The 18,271-nt window shown below is 40.6% G+C and carries 27 protein-coding genes; 16 read left to right on the top strand and 11 right to left on the bottom strand.

Translation table 11 applies throughout. The features are described 5' to 3' along the window. Positions 1-18: 18 nt before the first annotated feature. Complete coding sequence (locus tag HNR43_RS01830; protein WP_183240692.1) at positions 19-753, top strand: amino acid ABC transporter ATP-binding protein; 735 nt, start codon at positions 19-21, stop codon at positions 751-753. A 37-nt stretch (positions 754-790) separates the two neighbouring features. On the opposite strand, the gene HNR43_RS01825 is transcribed toward HNR43_RS01830, so the two are convergent. Continuing rightward, the gene (locus HNR43_RS01825) at positions 791-991 is read right to left on the bottom strand and encodes an alpha/beta-type small acid-soluble spore protein (RefSeq protein WP_003395655.1); all 201 of its coding nucleotides are present in this window, start codon (positions 989-991) and stop codon (positions 791-793) included. Positions 992-1,215: 224 nt separating this feature from the next. Here HNR43_RS01825 and HNR43_RS01820 point away from each other — a divergent pair, with 224 nt between their 5' ends. After that, entirely contained in the window at positions 1,216-1,458 is a 243-nt protein-coding gene (locus HNR43_RS01820) for a hypothetical protein (RefSeq protein ID WP_183240690.1), read from the top strand. A gap of 29 nt (positions 1,459-1,487) precedes the next feature. Here the strand turns inward: HNR43_RS01820 and HNR43_RS01815 are convergent, their stop codons facing one another. From HNR43_RS01815 to HNR43_RS01805, 3 genes are all read right to left on the bottom strand, one after another. Further along, positions 1,488-2,600: an ABC transporter ATP-binding protein gene (locus HNR43_RS01815; RefSeq protein WP_183240687.1), complete on the bottom strand. Its 1,113-nt coding sequence runs from the start codon at positions 2,598-2,600 to the stop codon at positions 1,488-1,490. Between the two features lie 113 nt (positions 2,601-2,713). Further along, entirely contained in the window at positions 2,714-3,595 is an 882-nt protein-coding gene (locus HNR43_RS01810; RefSeq protein WP_183240685.1) for a PucR family transcriptional regulator, read from the bottom strand. Between the two features lie 74 nt (positions 3,596-3,669). Beyond that, a complete protein-coding gene (locus tag HNR43_RS01805) occupies positions 3,670-3,819 on the bottom strand; it encodes a hypothetical protein (protein WP_183240682.1) in 150 nt (49 codons plus the stop codon). A 100-nt stretch (positions 3,820-3,919) separates the two neighbouring features. On the opposite strand from HNR43_RS01805, the gene HNR43_RS01800 reads away from it, so the two are divergent. The 5 genes from HNR43_RS01800 to HNR43_RS01780 all read left to right on the top strand — a co-directional run bounded on the left by HNR43_RS01800 (position 3,920) and on the right by HNR43_RS01780 (position 8,268). Then, positions 3,920-4,210, top strand: coding sequence for a hypothetical protein (locus tag HNR43_RS01800; protein ID WP_246346206.1), 291 nt, complete (start codon positions 3,920-3,922; stop codon positions 4,208-4,210). A gap of 40 nt (positions 4,211-4,250) precedes the next feature. Next, complete coding sequence (locus tag HNR43_RS01795; RefSeq protein ID WP_183240678.1) at positions 4,251-5,360, top strand: DUF445 domain-containing protein; 1,110 nt, start codon at positions 4,251-4,253, stop codon at positions 5,358-5,360. A 62-nt stretch (positions 5,361-5,422) separates the two neighbouring features. Then, a complete protein-coding gene (locus HNR43_RS01790; RefSeq protein ID WP_183240675.1) occupies positions 5,423-5,767 on the top strand; it encodes a YlbF/YmcA family competence regulator in 345 nt (114 codons plus the stop codon). Between the two features lie 71 nt (positions 5,768-5,838). Then, positions 5,839-6,699 (top strand): Cof-type HAD-IIB family hydrolase, encoded by an 861-nt coding sequence (locus HNR43_RS01785; protein WP_183240673.1) that lies wholly within the window; start codon positions 5,839-5,841, stop codon positions 6,697-6,699. 69 nt (positions 6,700-6,768) lie between these two features. Beyond that, the gene (locus tag HNR43_RS01780; protein WP_183240671.1) at positions 6,769-8,268 is read left to right on the top strand and encodes a coproporphyrinogen III oxidase; all 1,500 of its coding nucleotides are present in this window, start codon (positions 6,769-6,771) and stop codon (positions 8,266-8,268) included. A 19-nt stretch (positions 8,269-8,287) separates the two neighbouring features. On the opposite strand, the gene HNR43_RS01775 is transcribed toward HNR43_RS01780, so the two are convergent. Next, positions 8,288-8,473, bottom strand: a complete 186-nt coding sequence (locus HNR43_RS01775) for a YhzD family protein (protein WP_035018868.1) — start codon at positions 8,471-8,473, stop codon at positions 8,288-8,290. A gap of 121 nt (positions 8,474-8,594) precedes the next feature. On the opposite strand from HNR43_RS01775, the gene HNR43_RS01770 reads away from it, so the two are divergent. The 3 genes from HNR43_RS01770 to HNR43_RS01760 all read left to right on the top strand — a co-directional run bounded on the left by HNR43_RS01770 (position 8,595) and on the right by HNR43_RS01760 (position 10,561). Next, the gene (locus HNR43_RS01770) at positions 8,595-8,762 is read left to right on the top strand and encodes a sporulation YhaL family protein (RefSeq protein WP_035048753.1); all 168 of its coding nucleotides are present in this window, start codon (positions 8,595-8,597) and stop codon (positions 8,760-8,762) included. A gap of 102 nt (positions 8,763-8,864) precedes the next feature. After that, complete coding sequence (serC, locus tag HNR43_RS01765; protein ID WP_183240669.1) at positions 8,865-9,941, top strand: 3-phosphoserine/phosphohydroxythreonine transaminase; 1,077 nt, start codon at positions 8,865-8,867, stop codon at positions 9,939-9,941. A gap of 98 nt (positions 9,942-10,039) precedes the next feature. Then, the gene (locus tag HNR43_RS01760) at positions 10,040-10,561 is read left to right on the top strand and encodes a tryptophan transporter (protein WP_183240666.1); all 522 of its coding nucleotides are present in this window, start codon (positions 10,040-10,042) and stop codon (positions 10,559-10,561) included. Between the two features lie 45 nt (positions 10,562-10,606). Here the strand turns inward: HNR43_RS01760 and yhzF are convergent, their stop codons facing one another. Further along, positions 10,607-10,789, bottom strand: coding sequence for a membrane protein YhzF (gene yhzF, locus HNR43_RS01755; RefSeq protein WP_183240664.1), 183 nt, complete (start codon positions 10,787-10,789; stop codon positions 10,607-10,609). A gap of 135 nt (positions 10,790-10,924) precedes the next feature. On the opposite strand from yhzF, the gene HNR43_RS01750 reads away from it, so the two are divergent. After that, positions 10,925-11,524 (top strand): HTH-type transcriptional regulator Hpr, encoded by a 600-nt coding sequence (locus HNR43_RS01750; RefSeq protein WP_183240662.1) that lies wholly within the window; start codon positions 10,925-10,927, stop codon positions 11,522-11,524. On the opposite strand, the gene HNR43_RS01745 is transcribed toward HNR43_RS01750, so the two are convergent. Then, a complete protein-coding gene (locus tag HNR43_RS01745; RefSeq protein WP_183240660.1) occupies positions 11,504-11,845 on the bottom strand; it encodes a YhaI family protein in 342 nt (113 codons plus the stop codon). The genes HNR43_RS01750 and HNR43_RS01745 overlap by 21 nt on opposite strands. 137 nt (positions 11,846-11,982) lie before the next feature. On the opposite strand from HNR43_RS01745, the gene HNR43_RS01740 reads away from it, so the two are divergent. After that, a complete protein-coding gene (locus HNR43_RS01740; protein ID WP_032100882.1) occupies positions 11,983-12,162 on the top strand; it encodes a hypothetical protein in 180 nt (59 codons plus the stop codon). A 35-nt stretch (positions 12,163-12,197) separates the two neighbouring features. On the opposite strand, the gene HNR43_RS01735 is transcribed toward HNR43_RS01740, so the two are convergent. Continuing rightward, complete coding sequence (locus HNR43_RS01735) at positions 12,198-12,290, bottom strand: YjcZ family sporulation protein (protein WP_019417055.1); 93 nt, start codon at positions 12,288-12,290, stop codon at positions 12,198-12,200. A 165-nt stretch (positions 12,291-12,455) separates the two neighbouring features. Here HNR43_RS01735 and HNR43_RS01730 point away from each other — a divergent pair, with 165 nt between their 5' ends. After that, entirely contained in the window at positions 12,456-13,289 is an 834-nt protein-coding gene (locus tag HNR43_RS01730) for a peptidylprolyl isomerase (RefSeq protein WP_183240658.1), read from the top strand. Between the two features lie 39 nt (positions 13,290-13,328). Here HNR43_RS01730 and HNR43_RS01725 read toward each other — a convergent pair whose 3' ends face one another. After that, positions 13,329-13,748 carry an HIT family protein gene (locus tag HNR43_RS01725; protein WP_183240655.1) on the bottom strand — a complete coding sequence of 140 codons (420 nt, stop codon included), beginning with the start codon at positions 13,746-13,748 and terminating at the stop codon, positions 13,329-13,331. Positions 13,749-14,151: 403 nt separating this feature from the next. Between HNR43_RS01725 and HNR43_RS01720 the strand changes: the two genes are divergently transcribed. Then, entirely contained in the window at positions 14,152-14,898 is a 747-nt protein-coding gene (locus HNR43_RS01720; RefSeq protein WP_183240653.1) for an ABC transporter ATP-binding protein, read from the top strand. Next, positions 14,891-16,075 (top strand): ABC transporter permease, encoded by a 1,185-nt coding sequence (locus tag HNR43_RS01715; protein WP_183240650.1) that lies wholly within the window; start codon positions 14,891-14,893, stop codon positions 16,073-16,075. Before HNR43_RS01720 ends, HNR43_RS01715 begins: the two co-directional genes overlap by 8 nt. A 10-nt stretch (positions 16,076-16,085) precedes the next feature. On the opposite strand, the gene HNR43_RS01710 is transcribed toward HNR43_RS01715, so the two are convergent. Beyond that, on the bottom strand, positions 16,086-17,261 hold the full coding sequence (locus HNR43_RS01710; protein ID WP_343055691.1) for a M20 family metallopeptidase: 1,176 nt from the start codon (positions 17,259-17,261) through the stop codon (positions 16,086-16,088). A 96-nt stretch (positions 17,262-17,357) separates the two neighbouring features. On the opposite strand from HNR43_RS01710, the gene HNR43_RS01705 reads away from it, so the two are divergent. Continuing rightward, the gene (locus tag HNR43_RS01705) at positions 17,358-17,726 is read left to right on the top strand and encodes a rhodanese-like domain-containing protein (protein WP_183240648.1); all 369 of its coding nucleotides are present in this window, start codon (positions 17,358-17,360) and stop codon (positions 17,724-17,726) included. A gap of 15 nt (positions 17,727-17,741) precedes the next feature. Here HNR43_RS01705 and HNR43_RS01700 read toward each other — a convergent pair whose 3' ends face one another. Next, a complete protein-coding gene (locus HNR43_RS01700) occupies positions 17,742-18,248 on the bottom strand; it encodes an antibiotic biosynthesis monooxygenase (protein ID WP_183240645.1) in 507 nt (168 codons plus the stop codon). Positions 18,249-18,271 lie beyond the last annotated feature (23 nt).

Genomic DNA, 18,271 nt, shown 5'->3' with positions numbered 1-18,271 from the left:
TGGATAAGGAGAGCTACGATGTTAGTTGTTGAAAAATTACGCAAAACGTTTGGAAATCATGAAGTGTTAAAAGGCGTACATTTAACTGTAAAAAAAGGGGAAGTCGTTGTCATTATCGGTCCATCGGGGTCAGGGAAAACGACGTTATTGCGTTGTTTAAACGTATTAGAAATGCCCGATGAAGGAACAGTAACAATTGATGGGAAACAACTTCAGTTTGCAAACAAACCATCGAAAAAAGAAATAACTAACTTTCGTCGTTTGACTGGAATGGTGTTTCAAGCGTATAACTTATTCCCGCATATGACGGCGCTTGAAAATGTGATGGAAGGGCCGATGACAGTAAAGCGGCTAAACAAACATGAAGCGAAAGAAAAAGCGGAACAATTGCTTGCGAAAGTCGGTTTAAAAGATCATATGCACATGTATCCGTTCCAATTATCCGGAGGACAACAGCAACGTGTCGGGATTGCACGAGCGCTTGCGATGGAACCGAAAGTGTTGTTGTTTGATGAACCGACGTCCGCATTAGATCCAGAACTTGTTGGTGATGTGTTAAAAGTGATGAAAGATTTGGCGAATGAAGGAATGACGATGGTTGTCGTCACCCATGAAATGCGTTTTGCGCGCGAAGTGGCTAATGAAGTGATTTTTTTTGATGAAGGAATGATTATTGAGCGTGGTCATCCAGAGCAACTATTTACACACCCAAAACATGATCGGACACGACAGTTTTTGAAACGCATTCAGTAAAACCCCCAAACGAATCGCTTGGGGGTTTTTAGCCATGTTATTTAGTTGTGTAAGATCCGCCTAATTGTTGTTGCGCCATTGCAACAAGACGTTTTGTAATTTCGCCACCAACTGAACCGTTTGCGCGTGATGTTGCATCTGGTCCAAGGTTTACACCAAATTCTTGAGCGATTTCATATTTCATTTGATCGATTGCTTGTTGTGCACCGTATACTAATAATTGATTTGTGTTAGCCATGTTCAATCATCTCCTCGTTACATTTTTTTATGGTTGGGTTAGCTGGATTTGCACCAGCAACGCGTGATGTTTTTCACGCTGCCAACTTGGCTTAACCCATCGAATGTTGTTTGCTTGTTTGTACTACTATTTTGGGGAAAAAACATGTTATTATTCTTTTTTTTATGTGGTAATTTTTTGTGAAGTGGGAAAGATAATGGAAAATAACAAAGCGAGGGATGAATATGCATATTTGTCCGTTATGCAACGGTTTGCGGACAATCGTTTTTTATTGTGATCAATGTGGGGAAAAATTAAAAGATGAGGGAAAATTAACGGATTATTTCGATGATTACAGTCCGTATATGGATACGGATACGATGAAGATGGTTGATGGATATGCCGAAACGAGAAAACGACACATTTGTGTTCATTTGTTTCATTGTGATCGTTGTGATGACGATATCGTTCAATTCATTCAAGAATAAAAGCCCGCTCAACAGAACGGGCTAAGCGATTATTTTTCATTGTTTGAACGAATGCGCAATTCCGTGTTGACGTCGAAGAAATGGGCTTTGTTCATATCTAACGCAAGATCAATCGTTTGACCTGCTTTGACGTCTGTGCGTGCATCGACGCGTGCAACAAATTCTTGACCATTAATTTGCGAATATATCATAATTTCCGCACCAAGCAATTCTGCGACTTCGACATGAGCGCTGACCTTTGTATTTTGGGATGCTTCAAGAAATACAGGCTCGTCGTGGAAGTCTTCTGGACGAATACCTAAAATGACTTCTTTTCCAACGTAACCTTGCTCGCGAAGCACTTTCATTTTTCCTTCTGGCACGGCAATTTTCACATCGCCGATAACGAATACACCGTCTTGTAGAACCCCTCGCAAGAAATTCATCGCTGGTGAACCGATAAATCCACCGACGAAAATATTTTCTGGTTTTTCATACACTTCTTTTGGCGTACCGACTTGTTGAATGACTCCGTCTTTCATAACGACAAGGCGCGTCGCCATCGTCATTGCTTCCGTTTGATCGTGTGTAACATAAATGGTTGTTGTGCCTAAACGTTGGTGAAGTTTTGCGATCTCTGCGCGCATTTGGACACGCAATTTGGCATCTAAGTTGGAAAGAGGTTCGTCCATTAAAAACACTTTTGCATCCCGTACAATCGCACGTCCTAATGCAACACGTTGACGCTGACCGCCAGATAATGCTTTCGGCTTGCGATCTAAATATTGCTCAAGACCAAGAATGCGCGCGGCTTCGCGAACACGACGATCAATTTCATCTTTTGGGAACTTGCGTAATTTTAATCCAAACGCCATGTTGTCATATACGCTCATATGTGGATAAAGCGCGTAGTTTTGGAACACCATCGCAATGTCGCGATCTTTTGGCGCAACGTCATTCATTCGTTTCCCGTCAATATAAAAATCGCCTTTTGAAATTTCTTCAAGTCCTGCGATCATTCGGAGTGTTGTTGATTTTCCGCAACCTGATGGACCGACGAAAACGATAAATTCTTTATCTTTAATGTGCAAGTTAAAGTCTTTTACAGCTGTTACGTTGTTGTCATAAATTTTATACACATGTTCTAAACGAAGCTCAGCCATATATATGCCTCCTCATGTAATCGATTTTCATTTGATTCAAGCATATATAAAAACGAACGACGCGTAAATGGACAACGTGCACAAAAAAAAGAAAACGTTTTCGGGCAATGTGCCTAGTTGTGTTCATGAAGCAAAATAGCTAAATAAACAGTCAGCGCCCCTTTAAACTGTTTCATATCAATGCCTGTTTTTTCAATAAACTTATCGATGCGATATTGCAAACTGTTGCGGTGCATATGAAGTTTTTTCGCCGCCAGTGAGACGTTTAAATTGCATTCAAAAAACGTCTTCATCGTTTTTAACATGTCGTGCTCTTGTTTGAACGACTGTAAAAACATCGTTGCATATGTCATCTCCTCACCGTTAATGAACAAAAGAGGAAAGACGTCTTCAATGCAGTAGACGCGTTGAGCAGGGGTATGTTTCAGCCCGATGTAAAAATATCGCTTTTCTGCCGCAAATACATGCGCAAGCGCCAGTGAGTGTGGGCATTTTTGTCCAATATATGCTCGCAACTGAATGTAAAAATCGCTACATAACGTATCAATCCATTCGTGAAGGGTAGAGGCAACGCTCTCTTCTTGTTGCTCAATGATCAACCATTGTTGTTCTGTTTCGGAAATGATCGTCACGTCATAAGGAAAAAGCGATTGAATGGCTTCCATAAAATCACGCGTGTCTACTGTTCCTTTTTGTATGTAAAAGTAAATAAATCGTGTATATGTCGAAGTAGGTAATTGGTCAAAAGCACGTTCATCACCTTGGATCAAAAAACGATACCATGCTTGTTGTTGTTTGTTCATCCAAGTAGTCAACGATTCATGCGGCGTAAATAATGTTGCTAATAGCGCATGTTCTTTTGGTGTGAGCACTTCTCTTTTGATGCCGAAAAGCTCACCATGTTCTGTAGCAAACCACTCGTACTCATCTCGTTCGTTCGCTTGTCCATATTCAACAAACGCATCTTGATAATATGCTCGCAATTTTTCTAGCATGTATGTCCATTCCTTTCGTCTCCCACCACGCTCATTTTCATTATACAAAAAGCGACGAGAAAATGCTCGCCGCTTCATCTTACTTCATGTGGTGGTTGTTCCGCTTGAACATCGCGTGCTTCTTCAATATTTGTTGCGTGATGGCATGAATATACATAACCTCCCGCCATCCCTTCATTGATCATGCGATCGATGTCCCATTCGTAATTATCGCGTTCTTTCATTATACACGCCCCCTTATGCGTTATTTTGGATGAACGGAAAAAAAGTATACATCATTCTTTTCATGTCGACATATATTCATGACGAGAGGTGAGAGGGATGATGGTTCAGTTTTTACACACATTAATGAATTACCATTTAGATGAAGAAGAAGAAATACTTATTCGTTATTTATATGTATTACACATCGGAAAGGAATGGGATAGAGAAAAGAAAGAGACAAAAGATGATTGGCGACACCAATTTGAGAAAATGAATATATATAAAGAAGCATGGTTTGCATCTGAACATGCGACGGAGCGAGAAGTGTTTCGTCTATTGTTATGTAAATGTTTAAAACAGTTGCATAAACAGTTATCACATATTTGCGCTCATAACGGACAAGCCCTATAATGAATGGTTAGAATAGCTTATTGGCAGAAGGGAGATCGTTATGGGGCTTTTTCTTTATTTATTATTTATGATCGTGGTCGGGGCATTTATTGGAGGAATGACAAATTCTCTTGCGATTAAAATGCTCTTTCGACCGTATCGTCCAATTTATATCGCAGGAAAAAGACTACCGTTTACGCCTGGGCTTATTCCGAAACGGAGAGAGGAATTAGCGGAACAACTTGGGCGCATGGTTGTGGAACATTTATTAACAGCCGAAGGATTGCGTCGAAAATTAAACGATCAATCGTTCGTTCAAGATATGACGAGCTATGTACAAGAAGAAGTAGAAAAATGGCTGCAATCAGATCGGACTGTTAAACAATGGCTTGAGCAGTTTGGTTTGAGCTACCCTGAACAAATTGTGGAAACATGGATAGAAGCAAAATATAAAACGTTGATGTCGCAATATCGGCAACGTCCGCTTGATGAAATCATTCCAAGTGAGTTATTGCAAAAAGTAGATCATGCTATTCCTTCTATCGTCGATCGTTTATTGCTTCGTTTGCGCACGTATGTAGAGGGCGAGCAAGGGGAGCGTCAAATTGAACATATGATCAATGAATTTTTACAAAGCCGCGGCATGTTTGGTAATATGCTTCAAATGTTTCTTGGCAACGTTAGTTTGGCGGAAAAAATTCGCCCGGAAATCGTGAAATTTTTACAAAGCGATGGGGCGAAACAACTGCTTGTACAACTATTCAACAACGAATGGGAAAAAGTGAAGAAAATGCGCATACATGAGGTGGAGCAAATCATCGATCAAGAAAAAGTTGTCGCATGGGTGAAACATCTCACCGCAGCAATTGTACAAGAGCCACTCCAAAAACCGCTTGGTGTACTTGTTGCCCCTTATGTACGTGACTCATTGCCGACGTTCGTTCGTTTTCTTTTGCAATTTGCTTCCGAACGCATCGAGCAATGGATGAAACGCCTCCATTTGCAAGATGTCGTGCGTGAAGAAGTCGCATCGTTTTCAGTTGAACGGCTGGAAGAAATGATTTTAACGATTTCGCGTCGTGAATTTAAAATGATTACATATTTAGGTGCTTTGTTAGGTGGGATTATCGGGCTCGTTCAAGGTTGTATCACGTTTTTCGTTCAGCTGTAGACATATAGTGGCCGCTTCGCTCATAGTGTAAAAAGAAAGGGAAAATGAGAGGAGCGTGTCCCATGGACGTCCTTCAAGCTATTCATGAACTTTCGGAAGCGATCCGTACAAGCGAGCCGTTTGCAGAGCTTCGTCGCGCGTATGAGCAAGTGCAGCGCGATCCGACTGCGCACCAATTATTTGCTAGATTTCGTACGTTACAAAAACAATTGCAACAAAAGCAAATAAGTGGATTGCCAGTAAGCGATGCGGATATGGAGTTGCTCCAACAACATTTGCACGTCATTGAGATGAATGAAAACATAGCACGACTCATTCATGCCGAAGAACGTTTAAACGAGTTGTTCGCCCAAGCAATGACTGCAATGATTCAGCCAATTGAACAGCTATATGACGGACACTCATAAAAATGGGTGTTCTTTTTTTTATACCCTTGTCATACGTATGAATGAAGCCACGACATCGAGGGGGGACGTTCATGTATAAATTACTTGCACTAAATATTGATGGAACATTATTAAAACAAAATGGGAAATTAGAGAAAAAAACGAAAGAAGCAATCGACTTTGTGAAGAAAAAGGATGTATATATTACGTTGCTCACGTCAAGAAACTTTTTATCAGCGAAAAAAGTAGCGAAAGCGTTGAAGTTAGATTCATATTTAGTGACGTTTCAAGGGGCGCTCGTTGCGAAATCATTAGAAGAGAAGTTATATGAGTCGGTTATTCCAGCACAAAAAACGTTCGATATTGTACACGTGCTTGAGCATTTCAACTGCAACGTTCGGTTGCTTCACGAACGGTATTCGATCGGAAATCGCAAAAAAATAAAAAACAACATGATTGCGAAAACGATTTTAGGGGATCCATTTTTTTATCCAGCACAATTTGTTGACTCGTTAAGTGATGTGTTGCGCGATGATCCGATTGATGTAATGAAAATCGATGTGTTTTACTCAAATGAAGACGAATGTGATGAAATTGTTGAAACGATCGAGGGTGCGTTTCCGGATGTTTCTCTCAGCGTTAGTGATGGAAAAATCGAATTACTGCCAAAAAACGTTTCAAAACTAAACGGGTTAATTCGTCTCGGAAACGAACTCGGCATTTCATTAAAAGAAATGGTCGTTATCGGAGATCATTTGGATGATATGCCAGCTATTGAAGCAGCTGGGCTTGGTGTTGCAATGGGCAATGCTCCAAAAGAAGTCAAAGCTATTGCCGATTGGGTGACACGTTCAAACGAACAACTGGGTGTCGCATATATGATTAAAGAACATTTCCGCAAACAACATCGTCCTCAGTTTTTACGGCAAATTCGCACAATAGAGAAAAAATAATTTCCGTTTCTTGACGAGCTTTTCGCTTCTTCTGTACACTTAAATGAGTTTAATATTTTGAGGCGAAAGGTGATTTCATTGCGTATTGACATTTGCGGACTTGATCGAGTTGAACGTTTTCAACGCTCACTTGAGGTCATTACCGGTTTATTTTTTGAAGAGCAAGCGCTCTCTTTCGTACCGACAGAAGAAGCGAACGTGCGTGTGAAGATTGCTGTACATGAGAACGAGCAGCTCGTCGTTGTTGGTACGTTGCAAGATGAACACGGTGTCACGTATGAAGCTCGTTACGAACGATTGTGGAAAACAGAAGAAGAAAAAGGGCGCATGAAGCAAATGAAACATGCGGTTTCATATATATATTTATCACTTATGCAGCAATATACAAATTCCATTCAAAAATGGGGTATTTTGACAGGTGTTCGTCCGGTGAAGTTACTCCATCAAAAATTGCGCTCCGGCTTAACAAGAGAAGAAGCACATCGTCAGTTGCGCGAAGATTATTTAGTGACGGACGAAAAAATTCAGCTCATGCAACAAATTGTTGATCGTCAGTTGGCGGTCGTGCCAGATCTTTACGATTTATCGAACGAAGTAAGCATCTATATCGGCATTCCGTTTTGTCCGACGAAATGCGCATATTGCACATTCCCAGCCTATGCGATTCAAGGAAAACAAGGATCCGTTGATGCGTTTTTGTTTGGATTGCATTACGAAATGGAGCAAATTGGCCGATTTTTGAAAGAGCGCAACATTCCGATCACGACAATTTATTATGGTGGCGGCACACCAACGAGCATTACGGCAGAGGAAATGGATGCACTATATGCGCACATGTATCGCGTGTTCCCAAACGTTGAGCACGTACGTGAAATTACAGTCGAAGCAGGAAGACCAGATACAATTACACCGGAGAAACTTGCGGTGTTGAAAAAATGGAAGATCGACCGTATTAGCATTAACCCGCAATCATATATTCAAGAAACGTTGCGGGCGATTGGACGCCATCATACGGTTGAAGAGACGATTGAAAAGTTTCATCTTGCTCGCGAAGCAGGGATGAACAATATTAATATGGACTTAATTATCGGTTTGCCAGGAGAAGGTGTCGAGCAGTTTGATCATACGCTTGCACAAACAGAAAAGCTGATGCCGGAGTCGTTAACGGTGCATACGTTGTCGTTTAAACGTGCGTCTGAGATGACGAAAAATAAAGAAAAGTATAAAGTAGCGGATCGTGATGAAATTAATGAAATGATGAAGCGGGCGGAGCGATGGACGAAAGAAAAAGGCTATGTGCCGTATTATTTATATCGTCAAAAAAATATTCTCGGTAATTTAGAAAACGTCGGTTACGCTTTGCCGGGGCAAGAAAGCATTTATAACATCATGATTATGGAGGAGCAACAGTCAATTATCGGGTTAGGATGTGGCGCCTCAAGCAAATTCGTGCATCCAGAAACAAAGGTGATTACTCATTTTGCCAACCCAAAAGAACCGAAAGCGTATAACGAAAATTACGAACACTACACAAACGAAAAATTAAAAATGATGGAACAATTATTTTAGCCCCGAGACGATCGGGGCTTTATCGATGGAATAAAATGAGTTTGCCGCTCGATGTTGTACAGCGATGCGTTTTATGTTCAAACTGTTTTTCTTTTAATTTTTGTTCGCCGATTCGTTTTGCTTCTTCATCGTTTGCAGCAGTAAATGTTTCATCGAGCAATTTTTCACCCGTCTTTTCAAAAACAGTAAGCGTATATGTTTTCATCTTCCCAACCCCTTTCTTTCGCATATATTCGCTCCTCCATAAGCATTTCCTTCTTTCATACGTCTATTTTTTCGCTTGTTTGCATATGTGTAAAGTAAGACAAGCTTAAAGGAGGGTGTACATGCTTATTACATTGCTACTTGCAGGTATTGTTATTAGCGGATATATGGCGATTCGCACAGCAAGGGAAGAAAAGAAAATAGATGAAAAGCTATTAGAAAAAGAAGGGGAAGTGTATATGGAACGCATTCGGCAAGCGCGCGAACAACGCCAGAAGGCCTTGGAATAAACAAGGTCTTTTCTTTTTTTAAAAATTCATAAAAATTTCTCTTCATTTTTTTTTGTTTCATGTTAGGATATATATTATTACACATATGAGGGGGAGAAAAGGGTGAAGCGAGCGTACAATTTTAACGCAGGACCATCTGCTTTGCCGCTTGCTGTGTTAGAGCGAGCGCAAAAAGAATTGCTTAACTTTCAACAAACAGGTATGTCTATCATGGAGTTAAGCCATCGGAGTAAAGAATATGATGCGGTTCATGAGCGTGCGGAGATGTTGTTGCGCAAACTCATGAACATTCCAGACACGTATGATGTGCTTTTTTTACAAGGAGGAGCAAGTTTACAGTTTTCGATGGTACCGATGAACTTGTTGAAAGAAGGGGAAGTCGGCAATTACGTGTTAACAGACTCATGGTCGGATAAGGCGATGAAAGAGGCGAAAAAAGTAGGAAAAACGCACGTGGCAGCTTCGTCGAAAGAAGAAAAGTATACATATATTCCTACAAATATTGAATTGTCCGAACGTCCTGCGTATTTGCACATTACATCAAACAACACAATTGCCGGAACACAATGGCATGAATTTCCGAACGTGTCTGTCGATTTAATTGCGGATATGTCGAGTGATATTTTAAGCCGTGACATTGATGTGAGTCGTTTTGCCCTTATTTATGCGGGGGCGCAGAAAAATTTAGGTCCTTCAGGTGTGACGGTTGTCATCATTCGTAAAGATTTGCTAGCGAAAGGGGACGATCGTTTGCCGACCATGTTAAACTATCGCACGTATAGCGAAAGCCGTTCGTTATACAATACCCCGCCAACGTTCGCGATCTATATGTTATCGCTCGTGCTCGAATGGGTAGAAGAACAAGGTGGCGTGCAAGCGATCGAAAAGAAAAATGCGGAAAAAGCTGCCCTGTTGTACCGTTGTATTGATGAAAGTGAAGGTTTTTACAAAGGGCATGCAAAAAAAGAAAGCCGTTCGCATATGAATGTCACGTTTACATTGCCGAATGAAGAGCTCACTAAGAAGTTTTTAGCGGAAGCAAAAGAAAAAGGATTGATTGGATTAGCGGGTCATCGTTCTGTCGGTGGTTGTCGGGCATCCATTTACAACGCGGTTGATATGGAAGCGTGTGAAGCACTTGTACAGTTTATGGAAACGTTCCGAAAAAATATTTTTTGAAAATTTTTATTTTACCTTGGCGCTTTAAAGTGCTATAATGTTGTTAAACTTGTTTACAAGCTGAGAAGAGAAAAGAATGAGACGAGGAGAGATGAGAAATGAATACGAGGACGTTAGTATTATTGTCGCTTTTTGTGGGCATTGGTGCGGTGTTGCATGCGGTCATTCCGGGGTTTTTCTTCGGGATGAAGCCGGATATGATGTTAACGATGATGTTTTTAGGCATTATGCTCTTTCCGAACAAAACAGCGGTTATTTTGTTAGCTATTTCCACAGGTATTATTTCTGGCGTGACGACGAGTTTTCCGGGAGGATTTATCCCGAACGTCGTTGATAAAGTCGTGACAGCGACACTCTTTTTTGGATTGTTTACGTTACTAAAGGCGAAAGCGACGCCATTGAAAGCGGCATTGCTGACTGCTGTAGGTACGTTCATTTCAGGAGCAACGTTTTTAGCTGTTGCGCTGACCGTTGTTGGTTTGCCAGGGGGAGCAACGTTTGGTGGACTGTTCGTCGCTGTTGTCATTCCGACAGCGTTTGTCAATACGATTGCGATGATCGTCATTTATCCGATCGTACAGTCGCTGATGAGACGAACATATACCGTTCCACAACAATAATAAAAAAACCCGATCGTTTATGGTCGGGTTTTCCTTATATCGTTCTTACTGCATACGCATGAGTAAAAGGGTAACAGCGATAAAAAAAATGGCAAGGCTTCCAAACACGCTCATGCGCTGCTTTAACACTTTTTTCGGTGGATACATGCGCGCTTTATTCAACATAGAAAACGTGGCAATCGTCAAATATAAAAAAATTAACCCAATCGTCGCCGTCGCGATGATCATGTTTGTTCCTCCTAGTTTGAAAAGTGGTATATTTAAATTTATTAAAAAATTCTAACATTTAATACTTTATTATTTATTGTTTTACTGGCATAATAAAAGATAAAAAGAAGGAAATATGAAAAAGTGGGTGGAGAGATGAAAAGCACGGAACGACATTATTCTGTTAAAGAGGCGATGTTATTTAGTCAGAGAGTTGCCCAACTAAGTAAAGCATTATGGAAATCAATCGAAAAAGATTGGCAACAATGGATTAAACCGTTTGACTTAAACATTAACGAGCATCATATTTTATGGATTGCATACCATTTAAAAGGGGCTTCCATTTCTGAAATCGCAAAGTTTGGTGTCATGCACGTATCAACGGCATTTAATTTTTCAAAAAAATTAGAGGAACGGGGATTGTTGTCGTTTTCGAAAAAAGAAGATGATAAGCGAAATACGTACATTGAACTGACAGAAAAAGGAGAAGAGATTTTATTAAAATTAATGGAGTCGTATGATCCAAAACGGACATCTGTTCTTCAAGGAATTCAACCGTTATATGAATTGTACGGTAAATTTCCAGAAATGTTAGAAATGATGTGTATGATCCGAAATGTGTACGGAGACGATTTTATGGAAATTTTTGAGCGTTCTTTTCAAAACATTGAACAAGAGTTTATTGAAGAAAATGGGAAGTTAAAAAAGAAAGATGAGCAAAAAGAAGAAGTAGCTTCATTCGTTGAACGTATGTAATAAGCGTTGAAACTCTGTCATAAGCGGAACGAATAGCTGTTGTTGTTTTAACGCGTCAATCGTCTCGGCAAGTGGAAGGTTCGGATGAAGCGCACTCGCAAACTGTGTAAAAAGCGAGGTGAAGATGACGAAACCTTCCTCTTTTTGTTGTTTATATTGTTCGCTTAATTGTTCACAAAGGTGCAATATACTTTCCACTTCCTCTTTTGTTAAGCCGTAACGAATGACAAGCGCGTAAAATGGCTTTTTTTCCGGTGTAATCATGTCCAACATGAGTGAACAATAATATTCGAGTTTTTCAATGCGTTGTTCAATGCCCATCTTTCGAAACTCCTTTAATGTACTTATGTGTATTATTTTACAGGAATAGTTGTATAAATGAAATGTCCATTATTGATTTATCGAGAAAATCGTTGTAAAGTAGGGGAGTAAATACATAAAACTAGGAGGGGACCAGTTTGGCGCTTTATTTTATACCCCTTGCGACCGTTGTACTTTTCATAATTAATCAGCTAACAAATGCTCTTTGTATTCAAAAAGAAATTCCAGAAGAGAAACAGCCAAAAGTATTTCGTACCATTAATGTCCTTATTACCATTTTACTTATTTCTTCCTACATCGAAGTGTTGTTTGCGTAAAAAAGCTGACAGCGTCCCTGTCAGCTTTCCTTCTTTTAGTATAACCAAGCGGCTCCAACGATAATTAATAAAATAAACAACACAACGATTAACGCAAATCCGTTTGCATATCCTGCTCCTGCACCCATAGACGACACCTCCTTTCGTATATGAAGGCGTTGCGACGCTTTGACAATGTATTGTATGTCAATAGAGGTCAAATGGTATGGGCGCATACGTGCTTTATTTTGGCTTTCGGAAAAAATATGGTATATTATGTTTTGTGTACATTTATAGATAGGAGTTGTGAGGAAATGAAAAAATGGACAGTTGCCATGTCGGCAGCAGCGGTGCTTGCGCTCTCGGCTTGTAATAACGGATCGGACGTTGTCGTCGAAACGAAGGAAGGCAACATTACAAAAGAAGAATTGTATAACGAAATGAAAGAACGTTACGGCAAAGATGTCTTACGCGATCTCGTACATGAGAAAGTGTTAAGTAAAAAATTTAAAGTAACGGATGAAGAGCTGAATAAGGAAATCGAGAATTTAAAAGAGATGTACGGTGTTCAATACGATTTAGCAGTGCAACAAAATGGAGAAGAAGCCATTCGAGATATGGTAAAACTTGATTTGTTGCGCCAAAAAGCAGCAATGGAAGATATTAAAGTGTCAGATGAAGAATTAAAAAAATATTACAATGAATATAAACCGAGAGTAAAAGCAAGCCACATTTTAGTCGAAGATGAAAAGACAGCAAAAGAAATTAAGGCGAAGCTAGAAAAAGGGGAAGATTTCGCAAAATTAGCAAAAGAATATTCAAAAGATACAGGTTCGGCACAAAAAGGTGGCGATTTAGGCTGGTTTGGACCTGGAAAAATGGTTGAAGAGTTTGAAAAGGCAGCGTATGCCCTAAACGTCGGTGAAATTAGTGATCCAGTTAAAACACAATTTGGTTACCATATTATTAAAGTAACAGATAAAGAAAAGAAAAAGTCATTTGACGAGATGAAAGAAGAAATTGAATTCGAAGTGAAAAAGAGCAAACTCGATACATCGAAAGTACAATCGAAGCTTGACAAACTGATGAAAGAAGCAAATGTAGACATTAAAGATAAATCATTAAAAGATGCGTTAAAGAGCGAGTAATAACGACGAAAGAAGGTGTCCCATGCGGACACCTTCTTTTTACAGGGCTTGTTTGATTTGTGTGGCAATATGTTGCAAGTCATCAAATGTATAGTTGCTTTGATTTGATTTCCATACCGTCCCGAAGCCGTCCCCTTTACCGTATCGTGGAATAATGTGCATATGATAATGGAACACCGTTTGGCCTGCAATTTCTCCGTTATTGCTTAAAATATTAACGCCTTCTGGTGAAAACTGCTCGCGAACCGCATTAGCAATTGTAGGGACAACTTCAAATATACGTTGAGCCATTTCTGGTGTTAATTCATAAATGTTTTCTTTATGTACTTTCGGTACGACAAGCGTATGCCCTTTCGTCACTTGACTAATATCTAAAAAGGCGATGACATGGTCATTTTCAAATACTTTTGCACAAGGAATGTCACCGTTTATAATTTTACAAAAAATACAGTCGCTCATGATGACGCCACCTTTCTTTCCATTTTGTCTTTATTTTACCACACGATTGTCGTTTCGAAAAACGGAAAGAGCAGGATGCGTATCGCATCCTGCCCGTTGAAGAGGGAACTTCATGATTACGTGTCTTTTGGGAACACCTCATTTACGAGTAGAGTCAGTTACGCGTTCGTGAGTATGACGTTGTTCAAGATGACCATCCCCTTTTTCAGGGAGTGTTTTCGTTGTTACAGGCTAGCTAATGTGCGGCCCGTAGACACCTCATTTCATCATGTTCTTGAACTTGCTTTGTTGCTCACTGCGACTTGCTACTTGTTTGTCCCTCTTCGCTACTTATCATAACCCGTTTTTCTTTTCATTATTCATTTGTTAAAATAAAAAATAATGATGTAAAGAAAGGGAAGCGATGATGGCACTATTACAAGTCCAACACATATTCGGAGGGTATACGAAGCAAAACATTTTAGATGACGTATCGTTTACCGTACATGAAGGGGAGGTCGTTGCATTAATCGGGCTAAATGGAGCAGGAAAAAGCACGACGATTAAACATATTATCGGATTGATGCAACCGCGCAAAGGGACAATTACGATGAACGGAATGACGTTTCGAGACGACCCAACACAATATCGTGCACAATTTACATACATTCCTGAAATGCCCGCATTGTACGAAGAATTAACGCTAGAAGAACATTTGCGTCTGACTGCTATGGCGTACGGTGTAAGTGATGAGGAATATAAACAACGTGTGCCTAAATTGTTGAAGGCGTTTCGACTTGAGAAAAAATTAGGTGCGTTCCCTGCTTTTTTTTCCAAAGGAATGAAACAAAAAGTGATGATTATGTGCGCTTTTTTAGTGGACGTTCCGCTTTACATTATTGATGAACCGTTTGTTGGATTAGACCCACTCGCCATTCAAGCATTGCTTCGACTTATTGATGAACGAAGAAAGCAAGGAGCGGGCATTTTGATGTCGACGCACATTTTAGCGACAGCAGAGCGATATTGCGATTCGTTTGTCATTTTGCATAATGGGCAAGTGAAAGCAACGGGATCATTGCCAACACTTCAAGAACAGCTACATATGCCTCATGCAACGCTAGATGATATATATATCGAATTAACGAAGGAAGAGACGAACGATGATTGATGGGAAACAGTTATGGAAAAAGCGGTTCATTGCTTATGTAGCAGAAGTAAGACGATATGGTCGATATATGTTTAATGACCATTTGTTGCTCGTCTTGTTTATTGGAATGGGAGTAGGGGCTGTTGTTTATAAGCGGGCGGTCGATGAACTTATGTCTTTTCCATATGCTGTAATCGCTCCGTTTATATTCGCTTTATTTAGCACACAAAGCGGGGTGCGCACGTTATTGAAGGAAGCGGATGTGGTGTTTTTTCTTCCGTTAGAGCAACAGCTTCGTCCGTATTTTTGGCGTGCAAGCATATACAGCTTTTTCGTTCATTTGTATGTTTCGTTCATTGTATTTGTTATGTTTCTTCCTCTTCATTTAAAATTTTCGGAGCAGTCACCTTTGGTCGTCATGATTGCGATGATGGTGTTAAAAGGGTGGAATATGTTCATTCAATGGAATGAAGATGCACGAATAGGGCGTCATCTCTTTCCGCTGTTCGTTCGTTTTTTCATGAACGTGTTGTTTTTTTATTTCTTACTTGTGAAGCAATACGGGTTTATGGCGGTCATTATTTTGCTTATGATTTTCGTTGCGTTATACGTAGAGCGTAGAGGGAAAAAAGTTGGACTGCAATGGGAGCAGTTGCTTGCCGATGAACAGCGACGAGTGCAAGCATTTTATCGGTTTGTTCATGCGTTTGTCGATGTTCCTCACATGAAACATACGGTAAAAAAACGAAAGTGGCTTCGTTTCGTTTTCCATTTGCTCGATCGTTCTCATATGCGACCGTATACGTACTTGTATGTACGCACATTTTTTCGTGCCGGCGACTATTTTGGTTTGTTCGCTCGCTTGACAGCAATCGGTAGTGTCTTCATTTTTACGTTGCCTCGCGGTGTAGAGTGGTTTGTCCTTTTATGTTCGTATGCGACGGCGGTTCAATTGCTTTCGCTTCGTTCGTACCATCGAGGGCATCCACTTCTCTGTCTTTATCCGCTTTTGTCTACGGAGGCGCATCAGTCGTTTGTACGTGTGTTGTTTGCAATTGGGGTTAGTCAAGCGGTCATTTTTTCCGTTGCTTCATATATAGCCCATGGTGTTTTCACGATGCTATCAACGTTTTTCGTCGTTTTGGTATGCTATATTGTCGTTCTGTTTTATGTCGGAAAAAAACAAGAAGCGGCTTGAACCGCTTCTTTTACTTTTCCATATATTGAATGGCTGCAAGACCAAGCATTTTTGCTGCAATAAGCATCGCTCGTTCATCGAAATCAAATTTCGGATGATGATGTGGATAGGCGACCGTTGTTGTTTCGGCTTTTGCACCTGTAAAGAAAAACGTTCCTTTTATATGTTGTAAATAATAAGCGAAATCTTCACCGCCCATATGAGGAGGAATTTCGACGACATCGGTGACTTCTTCAATTTCACGAGCGATGGAGACGAGAAATTTCGTTTCTTCTTCATGGTTGACAACGGGTGGATAACCACGCGTGTATGTGTATTCGTATGTACAACCGTTGGCGATGCATGTACCTTTAATAATTTGTTCAATTTCCCGTTCAATGTCGTCACGTACTTGTTCCGAAAACGTGCGCACCGTTCCGATTAATGTGGCGCGATCGGCAATGACGTTAAAGGCGTTGTCAGAAACGAATGAGCCAATAGAAACGACAGCCGGTTCAAGCGGATTAATACGTCGGCTGACGATTTGTTGTAAGTGCAAGACAAGTTGTGATGCAGTGACAATCGCATCTTTCGTTTTGTGTGGCTCTGCTCCATGCCCTCCGCATCCTTTTACGATAATTTGGAAGCGGTCTGCAGCTGCCATGATCGGTCCTGTACGATATTGAATGACGCCTGTCGGCTCTGTTGCCCATAAATGTGTGCCAAAAATCGCATCCACTCCGTCTAAACAACCGTCTTCAATCATCGCTTTTGCTCCGCCTGGTGCATATTCTTCTGCGTGTTGATGAATGCACACGATCGTGCCGTGCCAATGTTCGCGCAATTCATAAAGCGCTTTGGCAAGAACAAGTAGTGTGGCCGTATGTCCATCATGTCCACATGCATGCATCACACCAGGAACCGTTGATTTATATGGCACATCTTTTTCATCTTGGATCGGAAGGGCATCAAAATCCGCTCGAAGTGCTACTGTTTTTCCGCCTTGTTCGCCATGAATCGTTGCGACGACCCCGTTTCCTCCGACATTCGTTCGCACAGGAATGCCAAGTTGTTTGTAATAATTTGCAATATACGCTGCTGTTTTATACTCTTGAAACGATAACTCGGGATGTTGATGCAAATAACGACGGATGGCAACCATCTCATCGTAATATTCACGAAGCTTAGCAAATAATAGTGTTTTCACGTGCACCGCTCCTTCTGTTTTTTACCATTATACCATCGTTGACAAATCGTCGAAAACGGGTTAATATACCCATATACGTATTTAGGAGGAGAATATATGGGCACATGGATCAATGTTGTTCTAATTATTTTGCTTATTTATTTTGTTGCAACAAAAATGTTACCGACAAAAGGTGTAGAGCATATTACACCAGATGAGTTAAAAGAAAAATTAAAACAAACGAAAGACCGCCAATTTATTGATGTACGCACACCAGCGGAATATCGTGGGCGCAACATTCGCCAATTTAAAAACATTCCGCTTCATGAGCTACTTGATAAATTGCATGAGCTTGATCGGGAAAAAGAAACCATTGTCATTTGCCAAAGCGGCATGCGCAGCAATCAAGCGGCGAAAATATTAGTGAAAAACGGCTTTAAGCGCGTCGTCAATGTGCGTGGCGGCATGAATGCTTGGAACGAGTAAAAGGCTGACAAAACGTCAGCCTTCTTTTATGACGGTGTATGTTGTCACATATGACGGGCGTGGAAAAATGGATCGTTGTTGATCAATTCCTTTTTCTGTGCCACGTTTTTCATGCGCTTTTTCGTAAGCTTTTGACTGTTGCCAACGACGAAAGGCGCTTTCATTTTCCCACATCGTCATGATGACGTACGTATCGCTTTTTAACGGACGTAACACGCGAATGGAGACAAATCCAGGTTCTTTTTCGATTAAGCGCGCCCGTTGTTGAAAACGATGTTCAAATAACGGTCTTCCTTCATCAGTAACAGGAATGTTATTGCAAACAACGAATGATCCATCTAACGGTCCGACCGCATCAAGTACTTCGTATGGACGGGGCTCATGAAAAACGCTTGTTCCTTCCGTCTCATGAATGAGCATTCCGTTTTCTTCATCGCATACGAGCAACATCTGCTCACTCGGATATTGACTGCGCAATCGTTGCAAGTAGTCGATTGTGCCATTTGTCATAAATACGTACACGAACATCCTCTCCTTCCATTCAA

Source organism: Anoxybacillus mongoliensis, from assembly GCF_014201515.1.
In the GTDB taxonomy this organism is placed as follows: domain Bacteria; phylum Bacillota; class Bacilli; order Bacillales; family Anoxybacillaceae; genus Anoxybacillus; species Anoxybacillus mongoliensis.
This window is presented reverse-complemented; position numbering and strand designations above follow the sequence as displayed.

Excerpts from the sequence above, each read along its gene's own strand:
- HNR43_RS01825 (WP_003395655.1), bottom strand. The coding sequence starts at position 991 with ATGGCTAACACAAATCAATTATTAGTATACGGTGCACAACAAGCAATC.
- HNR43_RS01810 (WP_183240685.1), bottom strand. The coding sequence starts at position 3,595 with ATGCTAGAAAAATTGCGAGCATATTATCAAGATGCGTTTGTTGAATAT.
- HNR43_RS01775 (WP_035018868.1), bottom strand. The coding sequence starts at position 8,473 with ATGAAAACATATACGCTTACTGTTTTTGAAAAGACGGGTGAAAAATTG.
- HNR43_RS01770 (WP_035048753.1), top strand. The coding sequence starts at position 8,595 with ATGCTTATTACATTGCTACTTGCAGGTATTGTTATTAGCGGATATATG.
- HNR43_RS01795 (WP_183240678.1), top strand. The coding sequence starts at position 4,251 with ATGGGGCTTTTTCTTTATTTATTATTTATGATCGTGGTCGGGGCATTT.
- yhzF (WP_183240664.1), bottom strand. The coding sequence starts at position 10,789 with ATGATCATCGCGACGGCGACGATTGGGTTAATTTTTTTATATTTGACG.
- HNR43_RS01760 (WP_183240666.1), top strand. The coding sequence starts at position 10,040 with ATGAATACGAGGACGTTAGTATTATTGTCGCTTTTTGTGGGCATTGGT.
- HNR43_RS01705 (WP_183240648.1), top strand. The coding sequence starts at position 17,358 with ATGGGCACATGGATCAATGTTGTTCTAATTATTTTGCTTATTTATTTT.
- HNR43_RS01815 (WP_183240687.1), bottom strand. The coding sequence starts at position 2,600 with ATGGCTGAGCTTCGTTTAGAACATGTGTATAAAATTTATGACAACAAC.
- HNR43_RS01720 (WP_183240653.1), top strand. The coding sequence starts at position 14,152 with ATGATGGCACTATTACAAGTCCAACACATATTCGGAGGGTATACGAAG.
- HNR43_RS01785 (WP_183240673.1), top strand. The coding sequence starts at position 5,839 with ATGTATAAATTACTTGCACTAAATATTGATGGAACATTATTAAAACAA.
- HNR43_RS01830 (WP_183240692.1), top strand. The coding sequence starts at position 19 with ATGTTAGTTGTTGAAAAATTACGCAAAACGTTTGGAAATCATGAAGTG.
- HNR43_RS01750 (WP_183240662.1), top strand. The coding sequence starts at position 10,925 with ATGAAAAGCACGGAACGACATTATTCTGTTAAAGAGGCGATGTTATTT.
- HNR43_RS01800 (WP_246346206.1), top strand. The coding sequence starts at position 3,920 with ATGGTTCAGTTTTTACACACATTAATGAATTACCATTTAGATGAAGAA.
- HNR43_RS01715 (WP_183240650.1), top strand. The coding sequence starts at position 14,891 with ATGATTGATGGGAAACAGTTATGGAAAAAGCGGTTCATTGCTTATGTA.
- HNR43_RS01735 (WP_019417055.1), bottom strand. The coding sequence starts at position 12,290 with ATGGGTGCAGGAGCAGGATATGCAAACGGATTTGCGTTAATCGTTGTG.
- HNR43_RS01820 (WP_183240690.1), top strand. The coding sequence starts at position 1,216 with ATGCATATTTGTCCGTTATGCAACGGTTTGCGGACAATCGTTTTTTAT.
- HNR43_RS01730 (WP_183240658.1), top strand. The coding sequence starts at position 12,456 with ATGAAAAAATGGACAGTTGCCATGTCGGCAGCAGCGGTGCTTGCGCTC.
- HNR43_RS01805 (WP_183240682.1), bottom strand. The coding sequence starts at position 3,819 with ATGAAAGAACGCGATAATTACGAATGGGACATCGATCGCATGATCAAT.
- HNR43_RS01790 (WP_183240675.1), top strand. The coding sequence starts at position 5,423 with ATGGACGTCCTTCAAGCTATTCATGAACTTTCGGAAGCGATCCGTACA.
- HNR43_RS01725 (WP_183240655.1), bottom strand. The coding sequence starts at position 13,748 with ATGAGCGACTGTATTTTTTGTAAAATTATAAACGGTGACATTCCTTGT.
- HNR43_RS01745 (WP_183240660.1), bottom strand. The coding sequence starts at position 11,845 with ATGGGCATTGAACAACGCATTGAAAAACTCGAATATTATTGTTCACTC.